At 70.0% G+C, this 12,744-nt stretch carries 7 protein-coding genes; all 7 read left to right on the top strand.

Annotated elements, in window-relative coordinates; genetic code table 11:
* On the top strand, positions 1–3,274 hold a 3,274-nt coding region (locus tag A7A76_RS15545), incomplete at its 5' end, for a DUF7507 domain-containing protein (RefSeq protein WP_206412034.1).
* A 10-nt stretch (positions 3,275–3,284) separates the two neighbouring features.
* A complete protein-coding gene (locus tag A7A76_RS15540; RefSeq protein WP_206412033.1) occupies positions 3,285–7,064 on the top strand; it encodes a hypothetical protein in 3,780 nt (1,259 codons plus the stop codon).
* A gap of 415 nt (positions 7,065–7,479) precedes the next feature.
* Entirely contained in the window at positions 7,480–8,643 is a 1,164-nt protein-coding gene (locus A7A76_RS15535) for a cystathionine beta-lyase (RefSeq protein WP_206412032.1), read from the top strand.
* Between the two features lie 247 nt (positions 8,644–8,890).
* On the top strand, positions 8,891–9,103 hold the full coding sequence (locus A7A76_RS15530) for a ribbon-helix-helix protein, CopG family (RefSeq protein ID WP_206412031.1): 213 nt from the start codon (positions 8,891–8,893) through the stop codon (positions 9,101–9,103).
* 200 nt (positions 9,104–9,303) lie between these two features.
* Positions 9,304–9,966, top strand: a complete 663-nt coding sequence (locus A7A76_RS15525; protein ID WP_206412030.1) for an outer membrane beta-barrel protein — start codon at positions 9,304–9,306, stop codon at positions 9,964–9,966.
* A 449-nt stretch (positions 9,967–10,415) separates the two neighbouring features.
* On the top strand, positions 10,416–11,153 hold the full coding sequence (locus tag A7A76_RS15520) for a response regulator (RefSeq protein ID WP_206412029.1): 738 nt from the start codon (positions 10,416–10,418) through the stop codon (positions 11,151–11,153).
* Positions 11,150–12,744, top strand: a 1,595-nt coding sequence (locus tag A7A76_RS15515) for an ATP-binding protein (protein ID WP_206412028.1), incomplete at its 3' end; no start/stop codon positions are given. The genes A7A76_RS15520 and A7A76_RS15515, both read left to right, overlap by 4 nt.

Below are 12,744 nucleotides of genomic sequence, written 5' to 3'. Positions count from 1 at the left end.
GACCTCGACGCCGAACGTCTGCCCGGCCGGTTCGACGGATGCGAAGTGCAATCCGACCGTCACTACGCCAGTCACTCAGGCGCCGAACCTGACCTCGGAGAAAACCCAAACCAGCAACGCCGACGAAGACGGCAGCGGCTCGATCACCGTCAACGACACGTTGAGCTACCGGATCCGCGTGACCAACACCGGCAACGTGACCCTGTCCGACGTGATCGTCACCGACGACAAGATCACGCCGAACACGATCACCTGCGCCACGCTGGYYCCRGGYGCGRCCTGCGACYTGRTCGGCACCTACAAGGTCCAGCAGACCGACGTGAACGCCGGCTCGATCGTCAACAAGGCGACCGTGTCGACCTCGACGCCGAACGTCTGCCCGGCCGGTTCGACGGATGCGAAGTGCAATCCGACCGTCACCGTGCCGGTCGTGCAGAAGGCCGATCTGACCTCGGTCAAGGCCATGACCGCCAATGCCGACGAAGACGGTAGCGGTTCGGTTACGGTCGGCGACACGCTGACCTACACGATCACCGCGACCAATACCGGCAGCATCGCGCTGACCAACCTGACGGTGACGGACGACAGGATCACGCCGAATTCGACCGTCTGCGCAACCGTCGAACCGGGCCAGACCTGCGTGCTCACGGGCACCTACCGGGTCACCCAGGCCGACGCCAACGCCGGTGCGGTGCGCAACACGGCCGTGATCCAGGCCGAGACGCCGCCGGGCGTGCCGTCGCCCTGCGTCGCCGGCGGCAGCGATCCCAAGTGCAATCCGAGCGTGACCGTGCCGGTGGCCCAGGCCCCGGGCCTGACCTCGGTCAAGACCATGGACCGCAACGCCGATGAGGACGGCAGCGGCTCGATCACGGTCGGCGACACCCTGACCTACTCGATCACCGCGACCAACACCGGCAACGTGACCTTGAAGGACGTGGTGGTGAGCGACGACAAGATCGCGCCGAACACCATCGCCTGCGCGAGCGTGGATCCGGGCCGCACCTGCGTGCTGACCGGCAACTACAAGATCGTGCAGGCCGATGTCGATGCCGCCGTCGTGGTCAATACCGCGACGGTCGCTACCTCGACGCCGAACGTCTGCCCGGCCGGCTCCACCGACGCGGCCTGCAAGCCGAGCGTGACCTTGCCGATCCAGGCGCGTCCGGCCGTGGCCATCGTCAAGGTCGCGACCCTGAGCGTCGACAACGGCACCAAGAACGTGGGCAACGTCGCCGACGTCATCAGCTACGCGGTGCGCATCACCAACACCGGCAACATCACCTTGCACGACATGGACACCAGCGACGTGCTGGCGAGCTATGCGCCGACCCGGTTGGCGTGCCGCACCACCACGCTCGCGCCGGGCCAGTCCACCGATTGCGAGGTCTACACCCACACCATCACCCGCGAGGAAGCCAACCGCGGCGGCACCCTGGACAACGTGGTCACGGTCACCGCGCGCTACGGCAGCGGTGGCGGCGGTGGCCAGACTTCGGGCACCGCGACCGCGACCGGCACGGCGATCATGCCGGTCGAACCGGAGCAGGACAGCGACCTCGTCGTCAGCAAGCAGGCGCGTCCGCAACGGGTCAAGATCGGCGATCTGGTGCGCTACACCGTGACCATCAAGAACGTCGGCGAAACCGATGCGATCGATGCGACCCTGGTGGACACGCCGCCGGCCGGCTTCAGCCTGGTCGAAGGCAGCCTGCAGGTCGCCGACCGCGACGGCCAGGGCCGCCTGGTCGGCAGCTACCCGGTGAGCGTGGACGGCCTCGACATCCAGGCCGGCCAATCGGCGAGCGTGGTCTACCTGCTGCGCGTGGGCGCCTCGGTGCGGCCGGGCAGCCACGTCAACAGCGCCTACGCCGAGGACGGCGGCAAGCGTTCCAACACGGCCACGGCGACGGTGGAGCTGGTATCGGATCCGTTGCTCGACGAATCGCTGCTGATCGGCAGCGTGTTCGACGACCGCGACGAGGACCGCTGGCAGGATCCGGCCGATCTGACCGACCTGCGCGTGCAGGGCGGCTTCGCCCCGGGCGCCTACATCGCCGACTCGACCACGGTCGATCGCGGCGACGGCGCCAGGCCGGAACCCGACGCGAGCTCGCCGATGCTGCACGGCATCGCCCTGGGCAAGATCGGCGGTCGTCAGTCCGACGCCGATCCGGTCGCCGCGCACACCGTGACGATCAGCCAGCTGCTGCGCGAGCCGAGCTTCACCGACGACTTCGTGCTGAGCAACGCGCAAGGCGTCACCGTGCGCATGGACGCCGCCGGCAACACCCGCGTGGAACGCACCGGCGACGCCGCCAAGGGTCTCACCGGCGCCGATCCGAAGGTCGAGCGCCGGGTGGCGCAGGCCGAGGGCGGTTACCGCGTCGACTACATCGTGAGCAACCACGGCGTCGACGAACGCGGCATTCCGGGCGTGCGCCTGGCGTCGGTGGAGGGCCTGCTGATCGAAACCGACCAGTTCGGCCGCTATCACCTGGAGGGCGTGGCCGGCGGTCCTTGGGAGCGCGGGCGCAACTTCATCCTCAAGCTCGATCCGGCGACCTTGCCGCCCGGCAGCAAGATCACCACCGACAACCCGTTGGTGCGCCGTCTGACTCCCGGCGTGCCGGTGCGCTTCGACTTCGGCGTCAAGCTGCCGCCGGGCGAGATTCCCGGCGCGAAGCAGGACGTGGAGATGCGCATCGGCGAGGTGTTCTTCGATGCCGGCAGCGCCGTGGTCAAGCCCGCCTACCTGCCGGCGGTGGAGAACATGGCGGCCAAGGTGCGCGAGTACGGCGGCGGCGAAGTGGTGATCACCGCCAACGGCGACAGCGAGGCGCTGGCGATGGATCGCGCCCTGGCCGTGCGCAAGTCGCTGGAGTCGCTGCTGACGCCGGAGCAACTCAAGGGGCTGCAGATCAGCGTGCGCACCGACGCCCAGGACCCGAAGACGATGGTGGTGGGCTTCGCCGAATGGCCCAAGCTCGGCGAAGTCCTGTTCGACACCGATAAATCGACGGTCAAGCCGAAGTACCTGCCGCTGATGAAGAAGATCGCGGCGGCGCTGGAGGACTTGAAGGGGAACCGCGTGGTCGTGATCGGCCACACCGACAAGCGTGCGTCCGACGCCTACAACGTCGCGCTCGGCATGCGCCGGGCCAAGGCGGTCTACGACGCCATCGTCGTCCACGCCAGCCCGCAGGTGCGCAAGAACTTGCGAGTGGATGCCAGCAACGACCCGGACGCCCCCGCCGGCAAGAGCGAGAAATAAGGGGCACGCCATGAAGATGAAACTACTGGACTACACCCTGATCGGCATCCTGGCCGGTCTTTCCCAGGTCGCCGGCGCGCAGCAGGCGCCGGCGTCGGCCGCCCCGGCCGCGTCGCCCGCGTCGTCTGCGTCCGAGCCGGCCGCCGCCGAGCCGCAGGCGGCCGGCGCGTCGCCGCTGGATTGCGGCGACGACGGCTGCAACAGCGGCGAAGGCGTGCTGTTCGAACTGCGCACGCGCGGCAAGCGCCAGCCCGAGACGGTCGGCACCAGCGAGCGCTCGTCCTCGGAAACCTTGCAGCCCGATCGCCGCGTCACCATTGAGGCCGAAGTGCCGCGTTCGAACTGGGTCGGCGAACTGCAGCCGGGCCAAGCGATCGCGGTCGGCAAGTGGTCGCTGCAGCTGCCCGGTGGCGGCGTGGTGTGGGCGACCGAGGATCCCAACCTCGGCCAGCCGCGCATGGCCGTGTCGGCGCCGTCGCTGCTCGCGTTCGAGAACGGCCGCATCGTCAAGCCGGTGCGGTTCTATGCGTACAACAACTATTCGGCCTTCATCAAGCGCGCCGAGGTGCTGCTGTACCGCGCCACCGACACCGACCTGGTGACGCCGATCGCGCGGGTCGAACTGCCCAGCGCCGCGGTCGCCGACACCGAGTGGAACGGCGAGCTCGACCCGGCCCTGCGCCTGCGGCCCGGCGACGAACTGGTCTACATCGTCCGCGCTTACGGCGAAGGCGACAGCGTCGACGAAACCTATCCGCGCCGCCTGCAACTGGTCAGCCCGAGCGAGGCCGAACGCGGTTCGCGTTTGCTGCGCGACCAGGTCGAGAAGACGCAAGGGGCGGCGTTCAGCGTCGAGGAGGCCGAGCAGCGCAGCCAGGTCGACCGCGTGTTCGGCCAGGACAGCCTGCGCCAGCAGAACATCGCCATCTACGGCTCGCGCATCCGCATCCAGGGGCGCAACATCCCCGAGCGCGAATCGATCAAGATCAACGGCCAGTCGCATCCGATCGACCTGGAGCGCAAGTTCGTCGCCGAGTATCTCGTTCCGGTCGGGCAGCACCGCTTCGATGTGGAAGTCAGCGGCGGCCAGGGCGGTGCGACCCGCCGCGCGCTTGATGTCGACGTCAGCGGCAAGTATTTGTTCGCGGTCGCGCTGGCCGACGTCACCGCCTACAAGGGCCGCACCAGCGGCTCGGTCGAGACGGTCGCCAACGACAAGCGCCTGGCCGACGACAGCCTGGTCGTGGACGGGCGGCTGGCGTTCTACCTGAAGGGCAAGTACCGCGGCAAATACCTCGTCACCGCCCAGGCCGATACCCAGGAGCGCGAGGTCGGCGAGCTGTTCAACGGTTTCTGGGACGCCGACCCGCAGGACGTGTTCCGCCGCCTCGATCCGGACCAGTACTACCCGGTCTACGGCGACGACTCGACGACCTATCGCGACGTCGACACCATGGGCCGGCTGTACCTGCGCGTGGACTGGGACAAGAACCAGGCGCTGTGGGGCAACTTCAATACCGGCCTGACCGGCACCGAATACGCCCAGTACAGCCGCTCGCTGTACGGCGGCGCGCTGAGCTGGCGCAGCCGGCGCAGCACCGCGCTCGGCGAGCCGGGCAGCGAACTGCGCGTGTTCGGCTCGCAGGCGCAGACCGCGCCGGGCCATACCGAACTGCTCGGCACCAACGGCAGCCTGTATTACCTCAAGCATGGCGACCTGCTGCCGGGTTCGGACAAGCTCGCGGTGGAAGTGCGCGACCGCACCACCGGCCGGGTGCAGAGCCGGGTCGAACTGGTGCGCGGCGCCGACTACGAGATCGACGAACTGCAGGGCCGGGTGCTGCTGAGCCGGCGCCTGGACCAGATCACCCGCCAGGACGCGCCCAGCCTGACCCGCGACACGCCGCTGGACGGCTTCGACCAGGTGTTGCTGGCCGATTACGAGTACGTGCCGACCGGTTTCGACCCGGACGACACCACCCTGGGCTTCCGCGGCAAGCACTGGTTCGGCGAACACCTCGCCGTCGGCGGCACCTGGATCGACGAGAACCGCTCCGGCGAGGACTACGGCCTGCAAGGCGCCGACGTGACCCTGCAAGCGGGCCGCGGCACCTTCCTCAAGCTCGAGAACAGCCGCACCCAGGCCACCAGCGCGCCGATCTTCTATTCCGACAACGGCGGCCTGAGTTTTTCCGAACTCAATTCCGGCCTGCAGGATCGCCGCGGGCGCGCGCGCTCGCTCGAAGCGCGCGCCAATTTCAAGGAACTGGGCTGGACCGACGGCGAATGGACCGCCGGCGCCTGGTGGCGCCGGGTCGACAAGGGCTATTCGATCGCCCGCTACGACACCAACGAAGCGGTCGAAGAGCGCGGCGCCGAAGTCTTCGGCGAGCTGACCCCGGCCCTGCGTTTGTTCGCCCGCTACAGCGTGGCCGAACGCGGCAAGCAGTCGCTGACCCAGGCCCAGGCCTCGGCCGAGTGGCGGCTCAACGACGAGACCACGCTCAGCGCCGAAGTGCGGCGGGTGCAGGAAGACCGCACCAACGGCCTCGACGCTGCCGGCGTGCTGGCCGCGGTGCAGTACAAGCAGCGCATCGGCACCCAGCTGGAACTGTTCGCCACCGCGCAGAAGACCGTCGACGACGACGACGGCCGCTATGCCGACAACGATCTCGTCACCGTCGGCGGCAAGTACCTGTTCGGCGAACTGTCCAGCGTCGGCGCCGAGATCAGCAGCGGCGACCGCGGCGACGCGGCCAAGCTCGACGCCGAGTACCGCCTGACCCCGGACCACTCGATCTACGGCGCCTACACCTATTCCACAGACACCAGCGACTACGATCCGCTGTTCGACGACCGCCTCAACACCGGCTGGACCCTCGGCCAGCGCTGGCGCCTGTCGAACCAGGTCAACCTGTTCAACGAGAGCGTGTTCCTCAAGGCGCCGAACGAATCCGGCCTGGGCCACACCTTCGGCATGGACTTCTACCCGGGCGAGGGCTGGAACCTCGGTTTCGCCCTGACCAAGTCGACGCTGGAGCGCGAGGCCGAGCTCGGCAACGTCCAGCGCCGCGGCGCCAGCCTCACCAGCGGCCGCAGCTCGCTGGATACGCAGTGGCAGAGCAAGCTGGAATGGCGGCGCGACAGCGGCGCCGAGCGGCGCGAGCAGTGGACCAGCACCAACCGCTTCCTGCACAAGTTCGACGACAGTTTCCGCGTCGCCGGCCGGCTCAACTACTCGCAGACCAAGGACAAGCTCAACGCCCAGGCCGGCGCCAAGTTCGTCGAGGGCAATGTCGGTTTCGCCTGGCGTCCGTACAACAGCACGCGTTGGGCGCTGCTGGGCAAGTACACGTACTTGTACGACGTGTCCTCGCTGGATCAGGTCGGGCCGGACATCGCCAGCTACGACCAGCGCACCCAGGTGCTGTCGTTCGAAGGCGTCTACAACCCGAACCACCGCTGGGAATTCGCCGGCAAGCTGGCGCGGCGCGAGGGCGAGGTGCGGTTCGGACGGCTGCAGGGCGAGTGGGCCGATTCGGCTACCACGTTCGGCGCGGTGCAGGCGCGTTATCGCGTGCGCGAAGTCTGGCACGGCCTGGCCGAGTACCGCTGGCTGAACGTACGCGACGGCGGCACCCGCACCGGCGTGCTGCTCGGCGTGGACCGCGACCTCGGCAAGAACTTCCGCGTCGGCGTGGGCTACAACTTCACCGAGTTCAGCGACGACCTGACCAACTTCGATTACGACCACCGCGGGTGGTTCCTCAACATGGTCGGCAGTTACTGAGGCGCCGCCGGGGCCGCACATCGCCTCGGCTCGGGAGCGGATCGGGAGTGCGAAAACGAGCGGGCCCGCCGATGCGCAGCGTTGGCGGGCCCGACTCGTATGGGCGCGGTGTGAGGCGATGCGGCGCGGCCCGGCGCCGGCGCGCGCGGGTACCGAACGCCGGCGCCGCCGGCCGATCAAGGTCGGACGCCGGCGCGCAGGTTCGCCACCGCCGCGCAGACGCTGGCCGAACGCCGTGGTCTGCCTTATGTGCGCCGCAGTTCGCACTCCGGCGCCGCCGGCCGCGTGCGGCGCCCGGGCGCACCGCGGATCGCCGCCGCGCTTGTGTAAGCTCGGGAGCCGCGCGCGGCGTCGGCCGCGACTGTGGCTTGCGCCCGCCGCCGCGCGCAGACCGCCCCCGACCCCGGACCTTCCCATGCCCCTGGACTGGCGTTCCAAGCTCGCCCACCCCGACGCCTCGGCGCCGGCCGGTTTCCGTTCCCTGGTCACCCCGGTCTACCGCGGCTCGACCACCTTGTTCGACAGCGCCGCGCACGTGCACGACCACTGGGACCGACGCGAGACGCCGTACACCTACGGTCTGTACGGCACCCCGACCACGCTGGAACTGGCCGCGCGCATCGCCGAACTCGAAGGCGGCGGCCTGACCTTCATCGCCCCCGGCGGCCAGGCGGCGATCGCCCTGGTCGACCTGGCCGTGCTCAAGGCCGGCGGCCATGTGCTGATCCCGGACTGCATCTACGGCCCGCACCGCGAGTTCTCCGACCGCTGGCTCAGCCGCTGGAACATCCGCGCCGAGTACTACGACCCAAGGATCGGCGCCGGCATCGCCGCGCTGCTGCGGCCGCAAACCCAGCTGGTGTGGTGCGAGAGCCCGGGCTCGGTGACGATGGAAGTGCAGGACGTGCCGGCCATCGCCGCCGCCGCCCACGCCGCCGGCGTGCCGGTGGCGCTGGACAACACTTATGCGGCCGGCGTGTTCTTCGACGCCTTCGGCCACGGCGCCGATTTCGCCGTGCAGGCGCTGACCAAATACATCGGCGGCCACAGCGACCTGCTGCTGGGCTCGGTCACCGTGCGCGACGAAGCGCACTACCTCGCCCTCGGCGACGCCCAGCAACTGCTCGGCATGGGCGTGTCGCCCGACGACTGCAGCCTGGCCTTGCGCGGCCTGCAGACCCTGGGCGTGCGCCTGGACCATCTGCAGCGCAGCACGCTCGAAGTCGCGCAATGGCTGCAGGCGCAGCCGCGGGTGCTGCGCGTACGCCATCCGGCGCTGCCGGGCAGCCCCGGGCATGAGATCTGGAAACGCGATTTCACCGGCTCGGCCAGCGTGTTCTCGGTCGAATTCGACGCCGCGCTGAGCCAGGACGCGCTGGTCGCCTTCATCGACCGGCTGCGCCTGTTCAAGATCGGCTACAGCTGGGGCGGCACCACCAGCCTGGTCGTGCCGCAGTTCTCGTTGCACCGCGACCTGCCGCGCGCCGGCCGCAACCTGGTGCGCTTCAACATCGGTCTGGAGCGCAGCGCCGATTTGATCGACGACCTGCGCGCGTCGCTGGCGCAGCTGCCTGCCTGAGGCGATGCGGCCGTCGCGCCTACCCGCCGATCCATCCAGCGAATCGGCGGTGCAGGGCCGTAGCTGCAAAACGCACGTGCGTTCATACGCATTTGTTACGCACTAAGTACATATAAAACCAGTTCGACCACGCTCGAAAGCACAAAATTCATGAATAAACTGCGCCATCTGGTGTCGCCGATGTAGGGGAAACCGCTATCGTGTGCGTTTAATCGATTTCATACGTCTTGTTTGTCCGGAGCGATCGATGAAGCACCAACGCATGACCCTGAGCCTGGACGCCGCCGAAATGGCCGAACTCGAGCAGATCGCCGAACGCGGCAATTCCAACAAGACCGAAGTGATCCGGCGCGCGATCCGGATCTACATGCTGCTCGAGCAGATGCGCGCGGAGGGCAAGGAACTGCACGTGCAGGACCAGCCCGGCTCGCGCCAGCTCGAGCGGCTGGTGTTCGTCTGAGCGAGCGGCCGCGCGCGCGGCCGGCGCCGGCGCTCACGGCTCGGCCCCGCCAGGTCCGGTGAGCCTGCGCGGTGGGCGCGGAACGCCCGCCGTGCGCCGCCGCGCACGCGATGTCCGCCTGGCCCGGGCCGGGGAGATGGATGCAACGGCGCGCCGCCGTCGGCGGCAGGCGCCGTCCATCGCACCCTTGAGGAATCCACATGAACATCGCAATCGCGCGGACGCTGGCCGCCGCGCTCGCCGCCGCGCTGTCGTTCGCGCCGGCGTTCGACGCGGCCGCGCAGGAACGCAGCTACACCTATCTGGAAGCCGGCTATCTGGCGCAGTCGCTGCGCTCGCCGCGCGGCGACGCCGTGCGCCTGGACGACATCGACGCGCGCGGCGGCTATCTCGCCGGTTCGCTGGCCTTGAACGAACGCTGGTTCGCCAGCGCCGGTCTGTACAAGGGCCGCGACGACGTCGATCTGCGCGCCGGCGCGACCACCCTGGCGCGGCTGGACCTGGACGCGCAACAGGTCGCGCTGGGCCTGGGCTATCGCGCCGCGTTGAGCGAGCGCGTGGACTGGACCGCCGAATTGGGCTGGCTCAATACCCGTCTGGCGTTCGAGCACAAGCCGCTGGCGCTGCGCGAGCGCAGCGACGGCGACGACGCGCGCCTGTCGCTGGGCCTGCGCGGCGACCTGGCGCCGAACCTGGAAGGCTGGGCCAAGCTCCGCTACACCGACGGCGATGTCTACGACGGCGAGTTCGGCGGCGCCGCCGGCGTGCTGCTCAAGTTCAATCCGATCTGGGGCGCGAGCGCGCAGGCCGATTTCGGCGCCGGCAATCGCCAGTACACGGTGGGCGTGCGCGCGAGCTTTTGAGCGCGAGCCTTCGAGCGAGTCTTGGCGCGTGTTTCTGTGCGACCGCACAGGGCCGCGTCCGGCGCCTGCCGGATGCGGCCGCGGCGCCCTTCGCGATCCGGCATCGCGATCGTATCGGCGCGCGAACGGGGCCCGCTAAGCCGCTCGCCGTGCCCGTCGGGAGGCGGGCGCGAGCGATTCGGCGCGGATCGACGCGAGCCGCGCCGCGGGCGCGCGACCGGCCTGGCATCGCGGCGGCATCGCTCGCTCAGGCGCTCTCGCATCGTGTCCGACGCAGCGTAATCGCCACCGCGCCTAGCCGATCCGCGCCGCAGCGATATTGACCCGAATCAAGTATCCGCATCGTCCGTCGCGCGCGGCCGCAACAGCCACGCCACGCTATTGCCGCTGCCGGCGAATCGCTCCATGCTTCGCCCATCACGGCCTGGCCGTATCTGCGAGCGAGCGCGATGTCCTCCCCCTCCAGCGACGCCGTCCCGGCCGCGCAGCCGCGGCTGCTGCTGGTCGACGACGATGCCGACATCCTCGCGCTGCTGGCGCGCTACCTCGGCGCCAACGGCTGCAAGACCGCGGCCGCCTCCAGCGCGGCGCAGGCGCGCGCGGCGGTGGCCGCCGGCGGGATCGATCTGGTCCTGCTCGACCTGGGCCTGCCCGACGAGGACGGCCTGTCGTTGCTGCGCCATCTGCAAACGCAATGGCGCGGCCCGGTGATCGTGGTCAGCGGCCGCGGCGACGCGGTCGACCGCGTGGTCGGACTGGAGCTCGGCGCCGACGACTACGTGGCCAAGCCGTTCGACTTGCGCGAACTGCTGGCGCGGATACGCTCGGTATTGCGCCGCGCGACCGCGCCGCCGTCGCCGCCGGCCGCCGACTGCCTGGCGTTCGAAGGCTTCCGCCTCGACCTGTCCTCGCGCCGCCTGACCGACGCCGGCGGCGCCGAGATCGCGCTGACCACGGGCGAGTTCCAGCTGCTGCGCGCATTGCTGCAGCGGCCGCAGCAGGTGCTCAGCCGCGACGAACTGATGAGCGCGCTGCACGGCCGCGAAGCCGGGCCTTACGACCGCACCATCGACGTCGCCGTCGGCCGGCTGCGGCGCAAGCTCGAGTCCGATCCGTCCGCGCCGAGCCTGATCAAGGCCGTGCGCGGCGCCGGCTATCTGTTCGCCGCCGCAGTGAGCGCGGCATGAGCGCGGACGCGTCCTTCGCCGGCCTGTTCGAAGCGGTGCCCGACGCGCTGCTGCTGGTCGACGGCGACGGCCGCATCGTCCAGGCCAATGCCCAGGCCGAGCGCTTGTTCGGTTACGCGCCGGGCGCGTTGCTGCGGATGGAGGTGGAAACGCTGATCCCGGCGGCGGCGCGCGAGCGCCACCGGCGCTATCGCGAAAACTACATGGCGCGGCCGCATGTGCGGCCGATGGGCGTGAGCGGGCAGAGCCTGATCGGCTTGCGTCCGGACGGCACCCAGTTCCCGGTGGAAATCGCGCTGAGCCCGATCGGCGGCGCGCACGGTTCGCGCTTCCTGGCCTCGGTGCGCGACATTTCCGAAACCCAGCGCGCGCGTCAGGCGCTGGTGCGCGCGCGCTACGACGCGCTGGCCGCGCGCATCGGCCAGCTGGCGCTGGAGGCGCAGGACGAATCGGGCATGGTCGATGCATTGCCGCGGCTGCTGGCCGCCGCGCTCGATATTCCGACCGTGGCGGTGTTGTTCGTGTCCGGCGATCGCCAGAGCGTGGAAATCCGCGCCGGCGTCGGCCTCGACGACGGCGACGCGGACGCGAACGCGCTCGATGAGGCGGCCTTGCTCGCCGCCATCGGCAGCGGCCAGACCCGCCTGGCCGAGGATTTCGCCGGCGCCGAGGCGCACGGGTTCCCGCTGCGCGCCGCCGCCGGCAGCGGCGTGCTGGTGCCGCTGCTCGACCGCGGCCGGCCGATGGGCGCGCTGCTGGCGTGCGCGCCGCAGCCGCGCCAGTTCGATCACGATGCCCTGCACCTGCTGCGCTCGGTCGCCAATCTCGCCGCTGCGTTCGTGCAGCGCCGCCGCACCGAGGAACAGCTGGCGCATTCGCAGCGCCTGGACGCGATCGGCCAGCTCACCGGCGGCATCGCCCACGACTTCAACAACCTGCTCACGGTGATGTCCGGCAGCCTGCAACTGCTGGAACTGGAATGCGGCGACAAGCCCGAGGCCGGCGAACTGATCGCCAGCGCGCTGCGCTCGGTCGGCCGCGGCGCCGAGCTCACCGGCAAGCTGCTGGCGTTCGCGCGTCGGCAGCGGCTCAGCCCGCGCGCGGTCGAGGTGCCGGCGCTGCTGCGCGATGTCGAGAGCATGCTCAAGCGCACTCTCGGCGACAGCGTGCACCTGCATGTGCAGTGCGCCGAGCCGCTGGCGCCGGCCTATGCCGATCCCGGGCAGCTGGAAGCCGCGCTGCTGAATCTCGCGCTCAACGCCCGCGACGCGATGCCGCGCGGCGGCGAGATCGCGATCGAGGCCGCGGCCTGCGACGCAAGCGGCGAACTGACGGCGGGGGATTACCTGCGCGTGACGGTCGCCGACACCGGCCGCGGCATGGCGCCGGAAACGCTGGCGCGGGCGATGGAGCCGTTCTTCACCACCAAGGAAGCCGGCCGCGGCAGCGGCCTGGGCCTGAGCATGGTCTACGGCTTCGCCAAGCAAAGCGGCGGCGACCTGCGCATCGACAGCGCGCTGGGCTACGGCACCCGGGTGGAACTGTTCCTGCCCGCGGCGCGCGCGCCCGCGCCGGCGCCGCCGCCGGCCAT

It is taken from the genome of Lysobacter enzymogenes, assembly GCF_017168095.1.
Classification (GTDB): Bacteria; Pseudomonadota; Gammaproteobacteria; order Xanthomonadales; family Xanthomonadaceae; genus Lysobacter; species Lysobacter enzymogenes_D.
Note: the sequence above shows the minus strand (reverse complement) of the source record. Positions and strands in the feature narration are given on the sequence as shown.